Origin of the sequence: uncultured Schumannella sp., assembly GCF_905479755.1 — a bacterium.
Taxonomy (GTDB): Bacteria; Actinomycetota; Actinomycetes; order Actinomycetales; family Microbacteriaceae; genus DCRR01.
In genome coordinates, this window is the sequence record NZ_CAJQNT010000027.1 from 1 (window position 1) to 21,776 (window position 21,776).

Here is a 21,776-nt window from a genome sequence, read left to right on the forward strand (position 1 = left end):
GCGCGCCCTGCGCGTCCTGCGCGCCCCGCGCGCACCCTGCGCGCCCCTGCGCGCCCCGCGCGTACCCCCGCACCCTGCGCGCCCCGCGCACCCCGCGCGTACCCCCGCCCCCCTCCCCGCGAGCGGTGCCAAAAGTGCAATCCCGGCGCCCTACATCGCACGTTTCGCACCGCTCACGGGGTTCGGGGTGACGAGCACTGCGCACGACTGCGCGACACCGCGCGACCCGCGCATCCCCGTGATCCCGCGCCCACGTCGCCCACACACCCACGCGAGCGGTGCCAAAAGTGCGATCCCGCAGCCGCGCACCCCACGTTTTGCACCGCTCGCGGGGCACGAGGGAACGCACCCCGCGCACCCCGCGCCGCGAGCGGTGCCAAAAGTGCAATCCCGGCGCCCTACATCGCACGTTTCGCACCGCTCGCGGGGTTCGAAGTGACGAGCACTGCGCACGGCTGCGCGACACCGCGCGACCCGCGCATCCCCGTGATCTCGCACCCACGTCGCCCGCACACCCACGCGAGCGGTGCGAAAAGTGCGATCCCGCAGCCGCGCACCATACGTTTCGCACCGCTCGCGGAGATGTGGGGGCGGAAGCGGGCGCGGGTGTGCGCGCAGCTCGCGGGCCGGTGCGGGGGTGCAACGCGAGCGGTGCCAAAAGCACGATCCACACGCCCCACACCCCACGTTTCGCACCGCTCGCGGGGGTTCGTGGGGCATGCGGCGTGTTCGGAAGAGCGCGCCGGCGAGACCGTGCAGCCGCGCTCAGCGCGCCCAGCGCTCGATGAGCATCGTCGTGCCGAGCGTCGCGTACTCGCTCGTCGCACCGTCGGGCGCGAAGCCATGCTTGCGATAGAACGCGGCCGCGCGTGGGTTGTTCTGCGCGATCCACAAGAATGCGGGGGAATCCGCGAGCGCGGCCTCGAACAGCGCGGCTCCTGCGCCCGTGCCGTGATGCGCCGCCAGCAGGTACAGCCCGTTCAGCTCACGGCCACGCGGATGCCGCGAGGCATCCCGACCGGATGCGGCGGCCCACCCGACGACCTCGTCGCCGTCGGTCGCGACCCACACCTCTTCCTCGGAACCGGTGATGATCTCGCGCCAGCGTTCGACACGATCCTCGGCCTGCAGCGCGTCGAGTTGCTCGGGCGCCACCAGATGGCGGTAGGTCTCCTGCCACGAGCGCACGTGGACGTGCGCAACTCCGTCCGCATCCGCTGCCGTCGCGCGGCGAATCAGCGGAGGCACGGATTCAGTCCTCGTCGTCGTCGAGCTCGCGCGGCTTGACGTACGGGTCCTCGTCGCCGGCATACGCCGCGCCGACCGAGGACTGCCGCGCCACCTCGTCGCGCTCGTGCGCCGTCTTCAGCAGCGAGTCGAGGGCGGCCGCGTTCTCGGGGAGGGCATCCGGAATGAATTCCAGGCTCGGCGTCAGACGCGCCGTGATGTTCTTGCCCACCTCGGTGCGCAGCAACCCGGTCGCCGACTTGAGGGCGGCCCACGAGTCGGCGCGCTCCTCGTCGGAGCCGTACACGGTGAAGAACACGCTCGCGTGCTGCAGGTCACCGGTGACGCGCACGTCGGTGATCGTCACGAATCCGAGACGCGGATCGCGCAGCCCCTTTTCGAGCCGACGCGCGATGATCTCCTTGATGCGGTCCGCCATCTTGGCGGCGCGATCTCCAGCAGCCATCTCTCCCTCACCTGTCTTCTTCGCCGGCCGTCAGCTTGGGAGCGGTCGGGGTATTTCTCCGGGCCGCTGGTTGGGCCTGGCAGCGACCACCTCGAAGGGGTGGTCGCCGGATGCGGCTCGGAGGAATGCCCCGGCCGCATCCGGCACCAGACCTACGCCCGGACCTTTTCCTTCATTTCAATCGTCTCGATCTCGTCACCGATCTGGATGTCGTTGAACTTGCCGAGACCGATACCGGCCTCGAAGTCCGTCCGCACCTCGGTGACGTCGTCCTTGAAACGACGCAGCGAGTCGATGGCGAGGTTGTCGCCGACGACCACACCGTCACGGATGACCCGCGCCTTGGCGTTGCGCGTGATCGTGCCGGAGCGGACGATGACACCCGCGATGTTGCCGGCCTTGGAGGAGCGGAAGATTTCGCGGATTTCCGCGACACCCGACTGAACCTCTTCGTATTCCGGCTTGAGCATGCCCTTGAGCGAGCCCTCGATGTCGTCGAGCGCCGCGTAGATGACCGAGTAGAACCGCACGTCGATTCCCTCGCGGGCGGCACGCTCGCGCGCCTTGACATCCGGTCGCACGTTGAAGCCGATGACGATCGCGTTGTCGATCGTCGCCAGGTCGATGTCCGACTCGGTGACGGCACCCACACCGCGGTGCAGGATGCGCAGCTGGACGCTGTCGTCGACCTCGATCTTGAGCAGGGCCTCCTCGAGCGCCTCAACGGCACCGGAAACGTCACCCTTGATGATGAGGTTGAGGCTTTCGACCTTGCCGTCTTCGAGGGCCTTCGTGAAGTCTTCGAGCGAGATGCGCTTGCGGGCCTTGGCCAGCAGGGCGTTGCGCTCGGCCGCTTCACGCTTTTCGGCGATCTGACGGGCGGTGCGGTCTTCCTCGGTGACGAGGAAGGTGTCACCGGCGCGGGGCACGGTCGACAGACCCTGCACCTGCACGGGGCGGGCCGGGTAGGCCTCCTCCACCGGGTCGCCGTTCTCGTCGTGCATCGCACGGACGCGGCCGTAGGCCGTACCCGCGACGATCGCATCACCGACGCGCAGCGTTCCCGACTGGATGAGCACCGTCGCGACGGCACCGCGTCCCTTGTCGAGCTTCGCTTCGATCGCGACGCCGCGCGCGTCCTTGTTGGGGTTCGCGCGCAGGTCGAGTCCGGCATCCGCCGTCAACAGCACGGCATCGAGAAGTTCGTTGATGCCCTTCTGCTTGAGCGCGCTGACGTCGACGAAGAGCGTGTCGCCACCGAACTCTTCGGCCACCAGGCCGAACTCGGTGAGCTGCTGACGCACCTTCGAGGGGTTGGCGCCTTCCTTATCGACCTTGTTGACCGCGACCACGATCGGCACGTTGGCCGCCTGCGCGTGGTTCAAGGCTTCCACCGTCTGCGGCATGATGCCGTCGTCGGCGGCAACCACGAGGATCGCGATGTCGGTCACCTGCGCACCACGAGCACGCATGGCGGTGAACGCCTCGTGACCCGGGGTGTCGATGAAGGTGATGGCACGCTCGTTGCCTTCGTGCTCGGTCCAGACCTGGTACGCACCGATGTGCTGCGTGATGCCACCGGCCTCGCCCGCGACGACGTTCGCCTCGCGGATCGCGTCGAGCAGCTTGGTCTTACCGTGGTCGACGTGACCCATGACGGTGACGACCGGGGGCCGGATCTCGAGCTCGTCGTCCGACTCGTCTTCGAGCTCCTGCTCGAGGTCGAGATCGAAGGCGGCGAGGAGTTCCTTGTCTTCGTCTTCGGGGCTGACGATCTGGATCTTGTAGCCCAGCTCTTCACCGAGGATCTGGAAGGTGGCCTCGTCGAGCGACTCGGTCGCCGTCGCCATCTCACCGAGGTGGAACAGCGCCGTGACGAGCGCGCCCGGCTGCACCGAGTACTTCGTCAGCGTCTCGAGCTTGTCGGCCAGATCCGAGATGGATGCGCCGCGGCGCAGGCGAATGACCTTGCTGCCATCGCCGCGCGGGATCGCGACGCCACCGAGCGTCGGGGCCTCCCGCATCTCGAATTCGGCGCGCTTCGTGCGCTTCGACTTGCGGGCTTTGCTCTTGCCGCCACCGCGACCGAAGGCACCCGCGGTGCCACCGCCGGGACCACGGCCACGACCGCCGCCGCCACCGGGACGACCGGCGAAGCCGCCACCACCGGGGCCGCCGCCGGGGCGCTGGAAGCCGCCACCGGCACCGCCGGGACGACCGCCACCGCCGGGGCGCTGCTGGAACGGGGCGCTACCACCGGGGCGCGGGGCACCCGGACGGGGCGCTCCGGGGCGCGGGGCACCCGGGCGCGGAGCACCGGGACGCGGCGCCGCGGGGCGCGGAATGTTGCCGCCACCGCCACCGGGCCGAGGCATCCCCTGCGAGCTGGAGTACGGGTTGTTGCCGGGGCGCGGGGCGCCGGGGCGCGCCATGCCCTGCGAGCTGGAGTACGGGTTGTTGCCCGGACGCGGGGTGCCGGGGCGCGGCGCGTCGCCCGAAGGCTTCGCTGCGGTCGGCTCGGCGGCCGGCTTCTCGGCGTCGGCGGCGGGCGCCGGCGCGGGAGCGGGCTTCTCCGCCTCCGGAGCCGGGGCGGGTGCCGCGGCTTCCGGCGCGGCGGGAGCCGGCTTCGGGCCGGGCTTCGGCGCGGGCTTGGCAGCCGGCTTCGCCGCGGGCGCGGCAGCGGGCTTGGCGACGCCTTCGGCTTCGAGCGCCTGCTTCAGGCGTCGAGCGACCGGCGGGGCGATCGAGGATGAGGCGCTCTTGACGAACTCACCCATTTCGGTGAGTTTCGCGAGAGCGATCTTGCTGTCGATGCCGAGTTCGTTCGCGATCTCGTGCACGCGGGGGTTAGCCACAATTCTCCTGTCTGGGTCCACTCCAGGCAGGAGCGGACATCAAAGGGTGAGGGAACTCATTTCGAGTTGCTCATTACTTGTCCATGTGCTTTTCGGCCTATTCAGTCCGTTCGGTTCCGGGGCGGTCATTCGCGCCGGATTCCAGCATGTTCAGACTCGAGGTGTCGAGTCCGGTTGTGACCCGCAGCGCCCGCCCGAAGGCCCGGCGACGGATCGCGGTGTCAATGCACTCGGGGCTGTCATGCACCCAGGCGCCCCGGCCCGGAAGTCGTGCCGCCGCATCCGCGACGACCCGTCCGTCGCGCGCGACCACCCTCAATAACGAGGAGCGGGGAGCGCGCTGTCGGCAACCCAGGCAGGTTCTGACGGCTTCCATCCTACCCCGGCTCAGGACTCCATCACCGAATCAGGCTGGATGTCGATGCGTGCACCCGTCAATTTGGCGGCCAGTCGGGCGTTCTGGCCCTCCTTGCCGATGGCGAGTGAGAGCTGGTAGTCGGGCACCAGCGCGCGGACCGCCTTGAGCGACTCGTCGACGACGAACGCGCTCGTGACCTTCGCCGGGCTGAGGGCGCTCGCGACGAACGTCGCCAGGTCATCCGAGTAGTCAACGATGTCGATCTTCTCGTTGCCGAGTTCCGCGGTGACCGCACGCACGCGCTGGCCGAGTTCGCCGATGCAGGCGCCCTTGGCGTTGATCCCCGGCTCGAGGGCGCGCACCGCGATCTTGCTGCGGTGGCCGGCCTCGCGGGCGAGGCTCGCGATCTCGACGATGCCGCTGGCTATCTCGGGAACCTCGAGCGCGAACAACTTGCGCACGAGCCCCGGGTGGGTGCGGCTGACCGTGATCGCGGGACCCTTCGGGCCCTTGCTGACGCTCGTGACGTAGACGCGGATGCGCGAGCCGTGCGCGTAGTCCTCGCCCGGCACCTGCTCCTCGGGCGGCAGAATCGCCTCGACCGCGCCGAGGTCGACGTGGATCATGCGCGGGTTGGGGCCCTGCTGGATGACGCCGGCGACGATGTCGCCCTCGCGACCCTTGAATTCGCCGAGAACCTTGTCGTCGCCGATGTCGCGCAGGCGCTGCGAGATGACCTGTTTGGCGGCGAAGGCCGAGATGCGCCCGAAGTCGGCGGGGTTGTCGACGGCCTCGCCGATGATCTCGTCGTTTTCGTCGCGCTCCGGGACGTACACGGTGATGTGGCCGGTCTTGCGATCGAGTTCGACGCGCGCGCCCAGTTCGGGGCCCTGGTCGGTGTGCTTGAGGTAGGCGGTCAGGATGGCCTGCTCGATGATTCCGACCAGTTCGTCAAACGGAATCTCTCGCTCGCGCTCCATGAGCCGCAGCATTCCGAGGTCGATGTCCATCTAGGCCTCCGCTATTCAGATTGTGGGCGGCCCAGCTGCGGCCGCATCGATGCAGTCTAACCGAGCGTCGCCGCGGCGTGGACGCGCTGTGGACGCGCTGGACCCCGCGCCATCCCCCGCGAGCGGTGCGAAAAGTCGGATGCGCGCGGCCAGCATCGCGCTTTTGGCACCGCTCGCGCGTTTGGCACCGCTCGCAGGCTCCGGCGCGCGCGCGGCGCGGCGCGCGCGTCAGCGCGACGCAAGGATGCGCCGCACACGCGCAACGAAGAGCTCCGGGTGCGCGTACACATCCGCCGCCGTCACGCGAATCACCCGCCACCCGGCGGCTTCCATTCGTTCGCGGCGGGAGATGTCGCGCATCCACGTCGCTCGATCGATGCGATGGACATCGCCCTCGTATTCGAAGGCGACTCGCGCATCCGGATAGGCGAGGTCAGGATGCATGACTCCCTCGGCATCCACGATCTCGACACCGAGGGATGGTTCCGGCAGTCGCGCGGCGACCAGGAGCAGCCGCATGTGCGTTTCGGGGCGCGAGTCGACACCTTCGCGCACGCGCGGGAGCGCCCACTGCACGGTCTGCGCGCCGCGCTTGCCGGCGTGACGGGCCGCGGCCGCAGCGAGCTCGTCGAGGGTGCACGCGGGAGGGATGCGCGGGGTGCTCCGCCGACGCGAAACGAGGGAGTCCCCGACCGCGACGGCGTCCCGCCGACCCAGGGTCGCAGCCGCGTGGCACCACGCATCCGCCGGATCGAGCACCGGGAGACCGTGCACGAAACCGACGCCGACCTGCGAAACCCGGTGCCCGTGCACCCCGCGAGCGCGCGGCGGCGTGCGCGGGTCGAGGACCGCGAGGTGCAGCGGCTCGTCGGCGCTCTCGCCCGGCAGCGACGCCCCGATGAGCCTCAACGCGGTGCGATGTGCGAAGAATTGGCCCGGCGCGAGCCGCGTCGCATAGGCACGACACCGCTCGAGAAGGTCGCTCGGCGCGGCGCCGAAGATCACCACGCCATGGAAGGGATGCGCGACATCCGCACACCGGAGCCGTCCGGCCGTGACGCCGGCGGCGAGCGCCTCTCCCGTCGTGGCGGGGCCGAGCCTCAGTTCAGTGGGGATCGCAGCGCGGCGCATTCCTCCATGCTCGCGAACCGTGTGTCGCTGCGGCTGTCCGCGCGTGCGGTTGGGGAGGAATCCCGCTCGCCGCGAGCGGTGGAGAACGTGCGAACGCTGGGTTGCACATCGAACGTCTCGCACGCTCGGCGGTCGCGGGCGGGCGCTTCGCACCCCCGCGAGCCTCCGCCCACCCCGCGAGCGGTGCGAAACGTGCGATTGCAGGCTCTCACACCCCACGTTTGGCACCGCTCGGCGGGAGCGGGCGGGAGCGGGCGGGAGCGCAGCGTGCGCGGGAGGGAGCGAGCGTGCAGCGTGCGGCAGGTCGGCGGGAGTGCGGGCGAGCCCTCCGCACACCCGCGAGCGGTGCGAAACGTGCGATTGCAGGCTCTCACACCCCACGTTTGGCACCGCTCGGCGGGAGAGAGGGAGCGCGCGAGCGTGCAGCGTGCGGCGGGGGCGCGCGGCAGGGCGGCGTGCAGCGCGCAGCGCAGCGCGGCGCGCTAGCCGAGACGCGCGAGCAACTCGGCGGCGGGCACCTCGGTGCGCTCGTTGCTGCGGCGATCCCAGAGCTCGACGAGCCCGTCGGCGGCACCGCGTCCCACGATCACGATCGTCGGCACACCCAGCAGCTCGGCGTCGCCGAACTTGACCCCGGGCGAGACCTTCGGGCGGTCGTCGTAGAGCACGTCCCGGCCGGATGCCTCCAACTCCCCCGCGACCGAGGCGGCCAGTTCGAACGCGGCGGCGTCGCGGCCCGTGGCAACGACGTGCACGTCGAAGGGCGCCACCTCCGCCGGCCAGAGCAGTCCGCGGTCGTCGGCGGTGGTCTCGGCGATGGCGGCGAGGATGCGGGTCACGCCGATGCCGTAGGAGCCCATGGTGACGGTGACGAGCTTGCCGTTCTCGTCGAGCACCTTGAGCCCGAGGGATTCCGCGTACTTGCGCCCGAGCTGGAAGACGTGCCCGATCTCCATGCCGCGCAGCAACTCGACGGGCCCGGAGCCGTCGGGGGCGGGGTCACCTTCGCGCACGTCGGCGACCTCGACAGTGCCGTCGCCGACGAAGTCGCGCCCGGCGACGAGGCCGAAGACGTGCTTTCCGTCGGCGTTGGCCCCGGTGATCCATTCGGTGCCGTCGACGATGCGCGGGTCGAGCAGGTATCGGATCTCGGTGGCCGATTCGGCGCCGAGCACCGCCCCGGTGGGGCTCCACGGTCCGATGTAGCCCTTGACGAGGAGCGGCTGCTTCTCGAAGTCGTCGGGCGTGGCGGCTTCCACTTCGGCGGGCGAGAACGCCGCCTCGGCGCGCTTCATGTCGACGTCCCGGTCGCCGGGCACCGCGACGATGACGAGTTCGCGCGAGCCGTCCACGTGGGTGAGGGCGAGCACGACGTTCTTGAGCGTGTCGGCGGCGGTCCAGTCGCGTCCATCGGGGCGCGGGTGGTTCTGGTTGGCGACGTCGACAAGGGTGGCGATCGTCGGGGTGTCGGGCGTGTCGTGCACGACCGCGGGCGCGAGGCCGTCGATCGGGCGGGCGGGCGGCGCGGTGGTCGTGTACGCCTCGACGTTGGCGGCATACCCGCCCGCCGAGCGCACGAAGGTGTCTTCGCCGATCGGGGTGGGGTGCAGGAACTCTTCGGAGCGGGATCCGCCCATCGCGCCGGCGTCGGCCTGCACGATCTCGTATTCGAGTCCGAGGCGGGTGAAGATGCGCTCGTAGGCGTCGCGTTGCGCCTGGTAGGAGGCGTCGAGTCCCGCATCCGTGTAGTCGAAGGAGTACGCGTCTTTCATCGAGAACTCGCGCCCGCGCAGCAGGCCGGCACGCGGCCGGGCCTCGTCGCGGTACTTGTCCTGGATCTGGTAGATCGACAGCGGCAGGTCTTTGTAGCTCGAGTAGAGGTCCTTCACCAGCAGGGTGAAGACCTCTTCGTGCGTGGGCGCGAGAAGGTAGTCGGCGCCCTTGCGGTCCTTGAGTCGGAAGATGCCGTCGCCGTACTCCTCCCACCGGCCGGTGGCCTCGTAGGGCTCGCGCGGCAGCAGCGCCGGGAAGTGCACCTCTTGCGCGCCCGCGCGCTCCATCTCTTCGCGGATGACCGTCTCGATCTTGCGGCGGACCTTCAGTCCCAGCGGCAGCCAGGCGAAGATGCCGGGCGCCTGGCGGCGGATGTAGCCGGCGCGCACGAGGAGTCGGTGGCTCGCGACCTCGGCATCGACCGGGTCTTCGCGGAGGGTTCGGACAAACAGCTGAGACAGGAGCGTAGGCACGGCGAACAGCCTAAACCCGCGCCCGTGCTCGTCGCGCCGCGCTCACGCGTCGGCAGCACCGCGGATGGGCGCCTCGCCCGCGACCGCAAGAACCTCGACGTTGACCGTGCGGCGCGTCACGGCCGCGACCGCGACCGCGTCGAGTTAGACCGTGACGACCTCGGGCGTGCCGCTCTCACCCGGCGGCATCTCGGCCGCGATGCGGTTGGCCTCTTCGATGAGCGTGGCGACAATCTCGGACTCGGGCACGGTCTTGATGACCTCGCCCTTGACGAAGATCTGGCCTTTGCCGTTGCCGGAGGCGACGCCGAGGTCGGCCTCACGCGCCTCGCCGGGCCCGTTGACGACACATCCCATGACGGCCACGCGCAGTGGCACGCTCATGCCTTCGAGGCCCGCGGTGACGTCGTCGGCGAGCGTGTAGACGTCGACCTGGGCGCGGCCGCAGGAGGGGCACGACACGATTTCGAGCTTGCGTTCGCGCAGGTTGAGCGACTGCAGGATCTGCAGGCCCACCTTGACTTCCTGGGCGGGCGGCGCGGACAGCGAGACGCGGATGGTGTCGCCGATTCCTTCGGAGAGCAGGATGCCGAAGGCGGTCGCGCTCTTGATGGTGCCCTGGAACTCGGGGCCCGCCTCGGTCACACCGAGGTGCAGGGGCCAGTCACCGCGTTCGGCGAGCTGACGGTAGGCCTTGACCATCACGATCGGGTCGTTGTGCTTGACCGAGATCTTGAAGTCGTGGAAGTCGTGCTCTTCGAAGAGCGACGCTTCCCACACGGCGCTTTCGACGAGCGCCTCCGGGGTGGCCTTGCCGTACTTTTCAAGCAATCGCGGGTCGAGGCTGCCGGCGTTGACGCCGATGCGCAGGCTGACGCCCGCATCCTTGGCGGCTTTGGCGATGGCGCCGACCTGGTCGTCGAATTTGCGGATGTTGCCGGGGTTGACGCGCACGGCCGCGCAGCCGGCGTCGATCGCCTGGAACACGTACTTCGGCTGGAAGTGGATGTCGGCGATGACCGGGATCTGGCTCTTCTTGGCGATGATGTGCAGCACATCCGCGTCGTCCTGGCTCGGCACGGCGACGCGCACGATGTCGCAGCCGGAGGCGGTGAGTTCGGCGATCTGCTGCAGGGTGGCGTTGATGTTCGTCGTCGGCGTGGTCGTCATCGACTGCACGCTGACGGGTGCGTCACCGCCGACGAGCACCTTGCCGACCTTGATCTGACGCGATTTGCGTCGCGGAGCAAGGGTCTCAGGGGCGGATTTCGGCATCCCAATGTTCAGTGCAGGCACAGACCCCAGCCTACGGGTCGAAGCGTGGGTGTCGCTGTGGCGGGGCCGCGCGTCTCGGCCCCACCACGACACCTGCCGCTAGTTCGCCGCCGCGAGGTGGGCCGCGAAAGCGGATGCGAACTCGGCGGGCTGTTCGAGGTGCGGCGAGTGCCCGCAGTCGTCGAAGACGAGTTCTTGATACGAGCCGCCGGCGGCGGCGTAGCGGTCCATCACCTCGCGCATCTGGCTCACCATCGGCTGCGGCGGCGCAACGTCGGAGCCCGGCCAGCCGGGGATCGCGCCGACCTGTCCGAGCATGTTGAGGTCGAAGAAGGAGCCGTCGGAGACGATCGCGTCGGCGGTGCCGCGCACCCAGAGCACGGGGGGCTTATTCGCCAGGTCGACGATTCCGGTGGTGTCGAAGTGCTCGGGCGACATCGTGTTGAGCACGCCGCGCCCGCCGGGGGCGAAGCCGGGCCAGGCCTCGACGACGCGAGCATCGCCCGGGTAGTTGTCGACGCCGGTCTTGGTGGTGAGCATCGAGGCGACCCAGAGGTCTTCGTTGTCGATCTTCTCCGGGTGCGCGACGTACGCCGTGCGGTACACCGATCGCGGCGAGGTCTGCTCGTCGGCGCTGGTGTCGCCCGCGTCGAGGCGTCCGACGAAGTCGGGGTTCGCTCCCCCGCCGCCGGTGCCGGCGGCGTCGGGGTCGAGGCGCTTTCCGCCTGCGCCGGTGCCGCCGAAGCCGTAGGGCGAGATCGGCGATTCGAGCGTCAGGCTCTGCACCAGTTCGGGTCGGTCGAGCACGAGCTGCATGACGACGCCCGCGCCCATGCTCCAGCCGAGCAGGTGCGCGCGGGTGACGTCGAGCGCGTCGAGCACGCTGGCCACGTCGTCGGAGAAGTCGCGCACGCCGCGCGTCGCGTCCACGGGGAGGGTCTGGCTCTCCCCGAATCCGCGCAGGTCGATGGCGAGCGCCCGGTATTCGGCGGGCAGGTCGAGCATCGTCGGCTGGAAGAACAGCGAGGAGGAGACGTTGCCGTGGATCAGCACGACCGTTCCGGCGGCCGCGCCGGTCGCGGCGCGCTCCAGCACGCGAGCGGTCAGGCGCGGCGTCGTCACGTCGTGGGCGACGATTCCGGCGAAGAGGGACTGCGACATCAAGGAACTCCTTTGTTCTCGAGGGTGGTGCGGGGATCTACTCGGTGAGTGCGACGCGCAGCTCCGGTTCGGTGGCGGCGCGCACCTCGTCGACGGTGACGCCGGGGGCGAGTTCGCGCAGCACGAGTCCGTCCGGCTCGACGTCGATCACGGCGAGGTCGGTGATGATCCGGTGCACGACGGCGCGCCCGGTGAGCGGAAGCGAGCACTGGCGCACGATCTTGGCCGAGCCGTCTTTGGCGACGTGTTCCATCAGCACGATGACGCGCTGCACCCCGTGCACGAGGTCCATCGCCCCGCCGGGGCCTTTGACCATCTTTCCGGGGATCATCCAGTTGGCGAGGTCGCCGTGTTCGGAAACCTGCATGGCGCCGAGGATCGCGGCGTCGATCTTGCCGCCGCGGATCATGCCGAAGCTCGTGGCGGAGTCGAAGAATGCCGAGCCGGGCAGGGTTGTGACGGTCTCCTTGCCCGCGTTGATGAGATCGGCGTCCACCGCGTCCTCGTTCGGGTAGGGGCCGACGCCGAGGATGCCGTTCTCGGACTGCAGCACGACGGTGCGCCCTTCGGGCAGGTAGTTCGGCACGAGCGTCGGCAGCCCGATGCCGAGGTTGACGTAGGCGCCGTCGGGGAGTTCGAGCGCCGCCCGCGCGGCCATTCCAATGCGATCCAGGGGCATCTCAGGACTCCTTCGCCGAGCTGACGGTGCGCTTTTCGATGCGTTTTTCGATGTCGCCGCCGACCTCGAGGATGCGCGAGACGTAGACGCCCGGCAGGTGCACCGAGTCCGGGTCGATGGTGCCCGGTTCGACGAGTTCTTCGACCTGCACGATGCAGGTGCGGCCGGCCATGGCGGCGAGGGGGGAGAAGTTGCGGGTCGCCTTGCGGAAGACGAGGTTGCCGTGCCGGTCGCCGCGCCAGGCGTGCAGCAGCGCGAAGTCGGTGGTGATCGATTCTTCGAGCACGAAGTCGCGCTCGCGGCCGGCGTAGGTCATCCGCCGCACCTCTTTGGGAGGCGAGGCGACGGCGATGGTGCCGTCGGGCGCGTAGCGGCGCGGTAGTCCGCCCTCCGCCACCTGCGTGCCGACGCCGGTCTGGGTGAAGAACGCGGCGATGCCGGAGCCGCCCGCGCGGAGCTTTTCGGCAAGTGTTCCCTGCGGGGTGAGCTCCAGCTCCAGTTCGCCGCTCAGGTACCGGCGCTCGAATTCCTTGTTCTCGCCGACGTAGGACGAGGTCATTTTGCGGATGCGTCCAGCCGCGAGCAGGAGCCCCAAGCCCCAGTCGTCGACGCCGCAATTGTTGCTGACGATGTCGAGTTCGTCGGCCCCCTGGGCGAGCAGTGCTTCGATGAGAGCCATCGGCGCTCCGCTCAGGCCGAACCCGCCGACGGCAATGGATGCCCCGGAGGGAATATCGGCGACCGCGTCGGCGGCGGTCGCCACCGTCTTGTCGATGCTCATCCGGTGCTCCTTGTGTGTGTCTCGACGAGCCGTCGCGCGACGAGGTCGGCGACGGCATCGGCGCCGCGCTCGCCCATGACGATCGTGTAGTGGTTGACGTCGGCGATTTCGTGAGTGGCGAGCTTCGGCAACGCCGCGCTCCAGCGCGCGATTTCGGTGTCGGGGTAGAGCGGCGGAACCTGATTCAGCAGCCCGCGCGGGGCCCGGAGGAAGTCGACGCCGACGGGCAGCGCGGCGAGCGCCGCGGCGTATTCGGTGTCGCCGTCCAGTTGCAGGGAGTCCTGTTGCACCGCTTCCAGACGCGTCGCGGGGTGCAGGGCGGGCACCTCCCCGACGAGGTCGTAGTCGATGTATTGCTCGATCGTGGGGCTCCACTCCGCGGCGAAGGCGGGGTGGTCGCGCCAGTAGTCGCGGTAGGCGGCGTGATCGGGGAACGTCATTGAGAGCCGCGCCGCCGCGGGGCCGATGAGGGCCGCGGCGAGCTCGTCGTCGCTGATGCCGATGGGGCGCGGGATCGGCAGCCCGCCGTCGACGAGCACGAGGCCCGTCACGCGGTCGGGGTGGCGCCGGGCGAGTTCGACGGCGACGAAGGCTCCCATGGAGTGCCCGAGCACGAGGCACCGGTCGATTTCGGCGGCATCCAGCAGCGCCGCGAGGTCGTCGGCGTGCTGCGGCATGCCCCAGGGCCCGGGGAGGTCGCGACTGCGACCGCGCCCGCGCAGGTCGGGGGCGAGGATGCGCGTCCCGGGAAGTCGCTCGGCGACGAGCGGCCAGGCCCGGTGGGAGGCCGTGATGCCGTGCACCGCAAGCACGGGGGCGAGGGGTTCGGCGCCGGTGCGCCACTCCCCCGCCGCCAGCTCCCCGCCGCGCACGGGCGCGGTGAGAGGTCGGTACTCGGTCATCGCGCCGACCACCCGCCGTCCATCGTGTGGCTCGTGCCGGTCACCATGCCCGCCGAGTCACCGCACAGCCAGACGACGAGGTCGGCCACTTCGGACGGTTCGAGCAGACGTTTGATTGCGGATTCGGTGAGCATCACCTTTTCGACGACCTCGGATTCGGGGATGCCGTGCACCCGCGCCTGGTCGGCGATCTGCTTCTCGACGAGCGGCGTGCGCACGTAGCCGGGGTTCACGCAGTTGCTCGTGACCCCATGCTCGGCGCCTTCGAGCGCCGCGACCTTCGAGAGCCCTTCGAGGCCGTGCTTGGCGGCGACGTAGGCGGATTTGAACGGCGAGGCGCGCAGCCCGTGCACGGAACTGATGTTGACGATGCGCCCGAAGTTCTGCGCGTACATGTGCGGCAGGCTCGCGCGGATGAGCAGGAACGGCGCCTCGAGCATGATGCGCAGCATGCGCGCGAAGAATTCGGGGTCGAAGTCTTGGATCGGGCTCACCCGTTGGATGCCGGCGTTGTTGACGAGGATGTCGGCATCGAGGCTCAGGTCGGCGAGCGCGGCGGTGTCGGCGAGGTCGACCTGCCAGGCCGCTCCGCCGAGGTCGCTGGCAACGCGCTCCGCGGCGGCGAGGTCGATGTCGGCAACGGTGACGCGCGCGCCGGCGGCGGCGAGGGCCCGCGCACACGCCTCACCGATTCCGCTTCCGCCCCCGGTGACGATCGCGTGGCGTCCGCTCAGTGGCGCGGTGTGCTCGGTCATGGTGTCGCCGTCCCCTCGGTCTTGGGCGCCGTCAGGGCGCCCCGAATGAAGCGCATCATCTCGTCGAAGACATGGTCGGGCACCTCGGAGGTGCCGCTCGCGGTCGGGTCGGCGTCGTCGCCCGCCGCATCGCCGTCGCCCCAGAGCACCCAGCGCATCCCGATCATTTCGCCGACACCCATCAGGGCCCAGGCGGCGACGACCGGGTCGATGTCGCTGATCTCGTCGTCGGCCTGCGCCTGGGTGAGCCCATCGATGTAGCCCTCGACGATGCGCGTGTAGTGCAGACGCAGCGAGCGGGGCGAGACGAATTCCGCCTCGCGGATGATCCGGTAGAGGGCGGGGTGTTCGGCGGTGAATCGGAAGAAGGCCCGGAATCCGGCGCGTTCCGCTTCGATGCGCCCGGCGGCTCCACGGGCCCCCTCGCTCATAGCGAGTCGGACGCGGTGGTTGAGGTCTTCGACGAGTTCTTCGAAGATCTGCAGTTTGCTCTCGAAGTACAGGTAGAACGTGCCCTGGGCGACGCCCGCGCGCTCGGTGATGCGCACCACGGAGGCGTCGGCGTAGCCGAACTCGGAGAAGACGTGCTCGGCGGCCTCGATGAGTTTGGCCCGGGTGCGCGTTCCGCGCGGGGTGCGCGGCGGCGTGATCGTCATGACCGTCGCTCCGGGGCGGTGTCGGCGGGCGCCTCGGCCCCGTCGACCACGTTGAGAGCGCTCTCGGCAAGCCACTCGGCGACGAGCGCGCGGCGCAAAGACTTGCCCGCGGCGGACCGCGGGACGGCCGCAACGAAACGCACATGCTTGGGCACTTTGAATCGCGCGAGCGCGCCTTCGCAGTGCTGCAGCAGGTCGTGCTCATCGGTCGCGACACCGGGCCGTGCCACCACCCAGGCCACGGCGACCTCGCCCCAGGTGTCGTCGGGCACCCCCGCGACGGCGACGTCCGCGACGGCCGGATGCTGGAACAGCACGCTCTCGATCTCGGCGGGAGCAACCCCCTCGCCTCCGGTGATGAAGATGTCTTTGAGCCGGTCGATGACGCGGTAGTAGCCCTCGGAGTCACGGCGCGCGAGGTCGCCCGTCGCGAGCCAGCCCCCGCGCATCGTCGCGGCGGTCTGCGCCGGGTCGCGGAAGTAGCCGGCGAAGACGCCCGGTCCGCGCACGAGCAGTTCCCCGGAGCCGGGCCCGGTGACGTGTTCGCCGGTCACGGGGTCGGCGAGCGCGACCTCGACGTGCGGGTAGGGTTTGCCGGCGGAGCCGACCTTGCGCCGCGCATCCTCGTCGGGCAGGCACAGTACGTTGGGCGCCGCCTCGGTGAGTCCGTAGCCCTGGGTGAGCGCGACGCCGCGGCCGTGCCACACGCGCAGCAAGGGCTCGGGCATGGGCGCCCCGCCGACGATGGCGTGTCGCAGGCTCGTCAGATCGGTCGAGGCGAAGGCCGGGTGCTGCGCGAGAAACAGGTAGTTCGCGGGCACGCCCATCATCGAGGTGATCTGGCGATCCTCGATGAGGTGCAGCACGCGTCCGGCGTCGAAGGTGCGCTCGAGGACGACCGTCGCGCCCATCCACCAGGCCAAGAGCGGCTGGATGTTCCACCCGCCCACGTGGTACTGCGGCATCACCGCGAGCACGACGTCGGAGCTCGTGAGTTCGGCGGTGCGCGAGAGCGACAGGTTGGTCCAGAAGCAGTTGGCGTGCGTCAGGATCGCGGCGCGCGCACGGTCGAGGGTTCCCGAGGTGAAGATCAGCAGGAGGGCGTCGTCGTCGCGCACGGCTCGGCGCGCAACCGGATCCGAGTTGCGTCGCACGGGCGGGATGACGGTGCGTTCGATGCCCGTCATGCCGAGCGCGCCCACGGCGATCGGGGCGGCCAGTCGCTCCCGGGCCGCGTCGGCGACCGAGGCGAACTCCTCCTCCACGAGCAGGAGCGCGGGATCGGCGAGTTCGAGTTGCTCGGCGAGTTCGCGCGGCGAGAGCCGCCACGACAGCGGCACGAGTACGAGCCCGGCCTTGGCGCAGGCGAAGAACAGCACGACGTGATCGGCGCTGTTGCCGGTGATCGTGGCGATGCGGTCGCCGACCCCGTAGCCGCCGTCGAGCAGCGCCTGAGCGAGCGCGGCGGCGCGCTCGTCGAGGGCGCGGTAGCTGAGCACGACACCGCGATCGTCGATCGCCACGCGATCCGGGGTCGCCAGCGCGCGATCCGCTGTCCACCGCCCGAGCGTGTGCAGTCCATCGCCCTGGTTCACGAGACCTCCTCGAGCTCGTCGCGGTCCTTGCGGAGCGAGCCTCGACCGGTGACCGCGCTGCGCGCGATTCCGGCGATGCCCCCGGGCAGGAACAGCACGACCAGGATAAACAGGGTGCCGAGGATGAAGAGCGGTTCGGAGAGCGGAATGCGCAGGATGTCGGGCAGCCCCGCGATCGCGTCGGAGCCCGCGAGCGAGGTCAGCCGCTGATCGAGCAGTGTGTAGACGACCCCGCCGACGATGGCCCCCCAGCGCGAGCCGACACCGCCGAGCACGACGATGACCAGCAGCGTGAGGGTGAAGTCGGCCGAGGTTGCCCTCGGGGTGGCACCGCTTTGCAGCAGCAGGTAGGCCATGCCGACGAGCGCGGCGAGCGCCGAGGCGAGCACGAAGGCGGCGAGCTTGATGACGATCGGGCGCAATCCGATGACGCGCACACGCAGCTCGTTCTCGCGCGTCGCCGCGGCCACCCGGCCCCCGCGCGACTTCTCGAACCACAGCACCGCGAGGTAGACGATCACGAGCAGCACGAGGGTGAGCCAGTAGAGGTTCCGCGTGTTGAGCACGCCGACGAGGAAGTCGGGCACGTGCTCGATGTCGAGACGGATGCCCTCCTCGCCGCCGGTGATCGCCGGGTTGCGCCGCACGATCACGTTGCCGGCCTGCGCGAAGGCGAGCGTGACCATGGCGAACGAGATGCCGGTCACTCGGAGGCTGACGGCACCGATCAGCGACGCCGCCACGATCGCGGCCGCGAGCGCCAGCCCGACGGCGGGAAGCAGCTCCAGCTCGGTGTTCTCGAGAATGATCCCGAGCCCGTAGGCACCAACCGCGAAGTAGAGCGCGTGGCCGAACGACAGCAGCCCGACCGTGCCGAACAGCAGGTGGTAGCTGAGCGCGAGCGAGGCGAAGAGCAGACACAAGGCCAGCAGTTGCAGGGTTCCCGGCGTGTAGCTGGCCCCCGGGAAGACGCCCGGGATCTCGATCGCGAGCAGCGGCAGGATCGCGGCGAAGGCGAGGAACGCCCCACCGACGGCCCAGGGCAGCCACGAACGGTTCGCGGTGATGAATGCGCGCACGCGGTTCATGCCTTCCTCCCGAGCAGTCCCGACGGTCGCACGAGCAGGACGCCCGCGAGCAGCAGCACGACGACGAGGTCGCCCGTGCCACCGAGATAGAAGTTGGCGAACTGCTGCAGCACGGCGACGATGACCGACGCGATGGCGGCGCCCGCGAGTGAGCCGAGCCCCCCGATCACCGTGACGATGAAGGCGAAGATCAGCAGCGATCCGCCCAGGTGGGGCGAGACGTACCCGAAGTAGTGCGAGGCGAGCACCCCGCCGAGCCCGGCCGCGGCCCCGCCGATCGCGAAGACGACGGTGAAGGCCTTGCGCACGTCGATGCCGAGCGCGGTGACCATCGAGCGGTTTTCGACCCCGGCGCGGATGACGAGGCCGAAGCGCGTGTAGCGCAGGAAGAACACGATGCCGAGCAGCACGATCACAGCCGCCGCGATCAGGATGAAGCGGTCGTTGGGGATGCGCGCCCCGAGGATCTCGGTGGTCTGCGAGAACCATTCGGGTGCCGAGACGTAGATCGGGTCGGTGCCCCAGATGCCTTCGAAGAGGGCGACGCTCGCGAGCGCAAGACCGACCGTGACGAGCACTTGTTCGATGTGCCGGTTGTACAGCCGTCTGATGAGCAGCAGTTCGGTGAGCGCCGCGACCGCGGCGCCGACGAGCGCTCCGAGGATCACGGTGAGGAAGAAGGTGCCCCAGCTCGCGCCGTCGAGTCGCCGCGCGAGTTCGAAGCCGGCGAAGGCCCCCAGGGTGAGGAAGCTGCCGTGGGCGAAGTTGAGCACGCCCATGAGTCCGTAGATGAGGGAGAGACCGGAGGCGATGAGGAAGTACAGCGCCCCTAGGCCGAGCCCGGTGATGAGCAGCAGGACGACGGTGCTCATGCGGCATCCTCCGCCGAGTGAACGCCCAGCAACGACATCGTCTTCTCCTCGTCGTCGAGCAGGTCGGCCGCCCTCCCGGCGAAGACGACGCGTCCCGCTTCGAGCACGACCACGGTCGAGGCGAGACGGCGCACGACCTGCAGATTTTGTTCCACCAGCAGGATGGGCGTGGCTTCGGCCATCTTTTCGAGTGCGACCGCGACCTCGCTCACGATGCGCGGCGCGAGCCCCTTGGTGGGTTCGTCGACGAGCAGCAGGCGGTTGTCGTTGAGCAGGGCGCGCGCGAGCGAGACCATCTGCTGTTGGCCGCCCGAGAGGGTGCCGGCTTGTTGCGCCGAACGGGCGTGGATGTCGGGGAAGAGTTCGGCGACCAGTTCGCGCCGCGGGGCGCGGTCGCGCTCGGCGAGGCGCAGGTTCTCGGCGACGCTGAGGCTCGCGAAGACCTCACGGTCTTCGGGCACGTAGCCGATGCCGCGCTGCACGATGCGGTGCGTGGGCTCGCGGTCGATGCGGTCGCCCGCGAATTCGACCTCACCGCTGCGCTCGATCAGCCCGAGGATGCCTTTGACGGTGCTCGTCTTGCCGACGCCGTTGCGACCGAGGAGCGCCGTAACTCCGGTGGCGGGAACCTCGAGGCTGACGTCTTCGACGACCTGCTGTCCGGCGATCTGCGCGCGCAGACCGGCCACGCGCAGGATGGGCTCGCTCACAGTGACTCCCCCAGGTAGGCAGATTGGACGGTGGCGTCGGCCATGACCTTGTCGGGGGTATCACAGGCGAGGACGCTGCCGTGGTGCATGACCGCGACGCGGTCGACGAGGCCGAGCACGACATCCATGTGGTGTTCGACCATGAGGACGGTGCGGCCGCTCTTGTGAACGGTGCGGATGACTTCGACGAGACCGGCGACGTCGCCCGAGCTCACCCCGGCCATCGGCTCGTCCAGCAGGATGACGCGCGGTTCTTGGGCCAGCAGCATCGCGATTTCGAGTTTGCGCTTGTCACCGTGCGAGAGCACTCCCGCGTCGGTGTCGGCGTAGTCGGCGAGTCCGACTTCGGCGAGTCGTTGCTGGGCGATCTCGGTCGCCGCGTCCCGCGAGCGCGGGAAGCGGACGACCGAGAGGGCACCGCCCAGTTTTGATTGGGCGGCCAGCCGCGCGTTCTCGAGCGCCGTCAAGCCGCCGAAGAGGCTCGAGGTCTGGAACGTGCGGCCCAGACCGGCCCGTGCTCGTCGTGGGATGGAGTGCGACGTGACGTCGACCCCTTCGAGTTCGACGCGTCCCTCGGTGGGGACCATCAGACCCGAGATGAGGTTGAACAGTGTTGTCTTGCCGGCCCCGTTGGGGCCGATCACTCCGAGCATCTCTCCCTCGGCGACCGAGAGCGACACGTCATCGATGATGCGTGCGCCCCCGATCGAGAGGCCGAGGTGCTCGACGGTGAGCACGGGCCGATCTGTCATGACTCAGCCTGCGACCGGCGGGGCGACCGTGTCGGCGTCAACGACGTCGACCAGCTCCGGGATCCAGCTGTCACCGTCGGCGACGAGGCGGGCCTGGAACATCGGCTGGATGACCGCGTGGTCGTCCGCCCGGATGGTGGTGCTGCCCTTCGGGCCGTCGAAGGTCCAGCCTTCGAGCGCCGCGATCATGGCGTCGACGTCGTCGCCGCCTTCGCGGATGGCCTGAACGATCATCTGCGCCGCAACGAATCCGTCGGGGCTGAACAGGTCCGGCGTCTCGCCCGCGGCCTCGATGCTCGCGATCATCGCCGCTTCGACGTCGTTGCCTGCGGCTCCGGCGAAGTAGTGGTTCAGGAAGTTGAGCTGGTCGCTCGCGGCGCCGTAGGCACCGTAGGTGGAGACGTCACCGAGACCGGTCACGACGGTGGTTGCCTCGAAGACGCCCTGCTGGGTGAGGGCTTCCCACATCGCACCGGAGGTGGCACCGGCCCACGCGACGAACACGAGGTCCGGGGAGGCGTCCACGATCTGCTGCGCGAACGGCGTGAATTCGGTGGCGTCTTCGGGAACGAGGACGCTGGAGACGTTCGCCCCGGCGGCACCGAGCACGGCGTCGACACCGGCGAGGTTTCCCTGGCCGAAGGCGGTGTCCTGTGCGAAGACCAGGATGTCCTGGCCGGCCGGGTCACCGATGAAGGTTCCCGCGGTGGCGACGTCCTGGTAGGTCTGGCGACCCGAGCGGAACGTGTAGTCGTTGACGCCGGTGATGGCGTCGGCGGCGGCGGGGCCCGAGATGTAGAGCACCTGGTTCTGGTCGGCCTGCTCGGCGACCGCGAGCGCGACACCCGAGGAGACCGTGCCGGCGATGATCTTGAAGCCTTGACCGATGAAGTCCTTGGCGGCGCTGACCGCCTTGTCGGCGTCGGCGGCGTCGTCCGCGTACTCGATGTTGAGTTCGCGGCCGTCGACCGTGCCGGTTCCGTCGCTCGCGTAGTCGAGGCCTGCCTCGAATCCGGCAAGGTACGACGCACCGTAGGCCGCGAGCGGCCCGGTCTCGGAGGTGATGATGGCGATGTCGATCGGGGCTTCGCCCGAGTTGTCCGGAGTGTCGGACGTGGGCGCACAGCCCGCGAGAGCCAGGGCGGCGATGCTGATGATCGCCGGCGCTAGCAACTTCTTCGTTACTCGCATGGTGGAACCTTTCCTGCTGCCGTAGAAGGATTGCGTGAACCTGACAGGTGGTTCAGGTATCAGTCA

Annotated in this window: 20 protein-coding genes; all 20 read right to left on the reverse strand. The window is 69.6% G+C overall.

The window, feature by feature from the left end; translation table 11 throughout:
- Window positions 1-765 precede the first annotated feature (765 nt).
- Complete coding sequence (locus tag QZ258_RS07675) at window positions 766-1,248, reverse strand: GNAT family N-acetyltransferase (protein ID WP_294180192.1); 483 nt, start codon at window positions 1,246-1,248, stop codon at window positions 766-768.
- Between the two features lie 4 nt (window positions 1,249-1,252).
- Window positions 1,253-1,693, reverse strand: a complete 441-nt coding sequence (rbfA, locus tag QZ258_RS07680) for a 30S ribosome-binding factor RbfA (protein WP_294180195.1) — start codon at window positions 1,691-1,693, stop codon at window positions 1,253-1,255.
- A gap of 152 nt (window positions 1,694-1,845) precedes the next feature.
- Complete coding sequence (gene infB, locus QZ258_RS07685; protein ID WP_294180197.1) at window positions 1,846-4,548, reverse strand: translation initiation factor IF-2; 2,703 nt, start codon at window positions 4,546-4,548, stop codon at window positions 1,846-1,848.
- Window positions 4,549-4,645: 97 nt separating this feature from the next.
- Window positions 4,646-4,924, reverse strand: a complete 279-nt coding sequence (locus QZ258_RS07690; protein ID WP_294180199.1) for a YlxR family protein — start codon at window positions 4,922-4,924, stop codon at window positions 4,646-4,648.
- Between the two features lie 11 nt (window positions 4,925-4,935).
- Window positions 4,936-5,916, reverse strand: coding sequence for a transcription termination factor NusA (nusA, locus tag QZ258_RS07695; protein WP_294180201.1), 981 nt, complete (start codon window positions 5,914-5,916; stop codon window positions 4,936-4,938).
- Window positions 5,917-6,144: 228 nt separating this feature from the next.
- Window positions 6,145-7,047 (reverse strand): endonuclease domain-containing protein, encoded by a 903-nt coding sequence (locus QZ258_RS07700; protein WP_294180203.1) that lies wholly within the window; start codon window positions 7,045-7,047, stop codon window positions 6,145-6,147.
- 482 nt (window positions 7,048-7,529) lie between these two features.
- Window positions 7,530-9,293 carry a proline--tRNA ligase gene (locus QZ258_RS07705; RefSeq protein ID WP_294180205.1) on the reverse strand — a complete coding sequence of 588 codons (1,764 nt, stop codon included), beginning with the start codon at window positions 9,291-9,293 and terminating at the stop codon, window positions 7,530-7,532.
- 144 nt (window positions 9,294-9,437) lie between these two features.
- Window positions 9,438-10,589 (reverse strand): flavodoxin-dependent (E)-4-hydroxy-3-methylbut-2-enyl-diphosphate synthase, encoded by a 1,152-nt coding sequence (gene ispG, locus QZ258_RS07710; protein WP_294180207.1) that lies wholly within the window; start codon window positions 10,587-10,589, stop codon window positions 9,438-9,440.
- Window positions 10,590-10,667: 78 nt separating this feature from the next.
- Window positions 10,668-11,729 carry an alpha/beta fold hydrolase gene (locus QZ258_RS07715; RefSeq protein ID WP_294180209.1) on the reverse strand — a complete coding sequence of 354 codons (1,062 nt, stop codon included), beginning with the start codon at window positions 11,727-11,729 and terminating at the stop codon, window positions 10,668-10,670.
- Between the two features lie 37 nt (window positions 11,730-11,766).
- Window positions 11,767-12,408, reverse strand: a complete 642-nt coding sequence (locus tag QZ258_RS07720; RefSeq protein ID WP_294180211.1) for a CoA transferase subunit B — start codon at window positions 12,406-12,408, stop codon at window positions 11,767-11,769.
- Window position 12,409: 1 nt separating this feature from the next.
- Window positions 12,410-13,189, reverse strand: a complete 780-nt coding sequence (locus QZ258_RS07725; RefSeq protein WP_294180214.1) for a CoA transferase subunit A — start codon at window positions 13,187-13,189, stop codon at window positions 12,410-12,412.
- On the reverse strand, window positions 13,186-14,091 hold the full coding sequence (locus tag QZ258_RS07730) for an alpha/beta hydrolase (RefSeq protein WP_294180217.1): 906 nt from the start codon (window positions 14,089-14,091) through the stop codon (window positions 13,186-13,188). The genes QZ258_RS07725 and QZ258_RS07730 overlap by 4 nt, the downstream gene beginning before the upstream one ends.
- Complete coding sequence (locus tag QZ258_RS07735) at window positions 14,088-14,846, reverse strand: 3-hydroxybutyrate dehydrogenase (RefSeq protein WP_294180218.1); 759 nt, start codon at window positions 14,844-14,846, stop codon at window positions 14,088-14,090. Before QZ258_RS07735 ends, QZ258_RS07730 begins: the two co-directional genes overlap by 4 nt.
- On the reverse strand, window positions 14,843-15,502 hold the full coding sequence (locus tag QZ258_RS07740) for a TetR/AcrR family transcriptional regulator (protein ID WP_294180219.1): 660 nt from the start codon (window positions 15,500-15,502) through the stop codon (window positions 14,843-14,845). Before QZ258_RS07740 ends, QZ258_RS07735 begins: the two co-directional genes overlap by 4 nt.
- The gene (locus tag QZ258_RS07745; RefSeq protein WP_294180221.1) at window positions 15,499-17,097 is read right to left on the reverse strand and encodes an AMP-binding protein; all 1,599 of its coding nucleotides are present in this window, start codon (window positions 17,095-17,097) and stop codon (window positions 15,499-15,501) included. The genes QZ258_RS07740 and QZ258_RS07745 overlap by 4 nt, the downstream gene beginning before the upstream one ends.
- Window positions 17,094-18,185, reverse strand: a complete 1,092-nt coding sequence (locus QZ258_RS07750) for a branched-chain amino acid ABC transporter permease (RefSeq protein WP_294180222.1) — start codon at window positions 18,183-18,185, stop codon at window positions 17,094-17,096. Before QZ258_RS07750 ends, QZ258_RS07745 begins: the two co-directional genes overlap by 4 nt.
- Window positions 18,182-19,057: a branched-chain amino acid ABC transporter permease gene (locus QZ258_RS07755; protein WP_294180225.1), complete on the reverse strand. Its 876-nt coding sequence runs from the start codon at window positions 19,055-19,057 to the stop codon at window positions 18,182-18,184. The genes QZ258_RS07750 and QZ258_RS07755 overlap by 4 nt, the downstream gene beginning before the upstream one ends.
- Window positions 19,054-19,767: an ABC transporter ATP-binding protein gene (locus QZ258_RS07760; RefSeq protein WP_294180227.1), complete on the reverse strand. Its 714-nt coding sequence runs from the start codon at window positions 19,765-19,767 to the stop codon at window positions 19,054-19,056. The genes QZ258_RS07755 and QZ258_RS07760 overlap by 4 nt, the downstream gene beginning before the upstream one ends.
- Window positions 19,764-20,519 carry an ABC transporter ATP-binding protein gene (locus QZ258_RS07765; RefSeq protein ID WP_294180229.1) on the reverse strand — a complete coding sequence of 252 codons (756 nt, stop codon included), beginning with the start codon at window positions 20,517-20,519 and terminating at the stop codon, window positions 19,764-19,766. Before QZ258_RS07765 ends, QZ258_RS07760 begins: the two co-directional genes overlap by 4 nt.
- 3 nt (window positions 20,520-20,522) lie before the next feature.
- Entirely contained in the window at window positions 20,523-21,710 is a 1,188-nt protein-coding gene (locus QZ258_RS07770; protein ID WP_294180231.1) for a substrate-binding domain-containing protein, read from the reverse strand.
- Window positions 21,711-21,776: the final 66 nt, after the last annotated feature.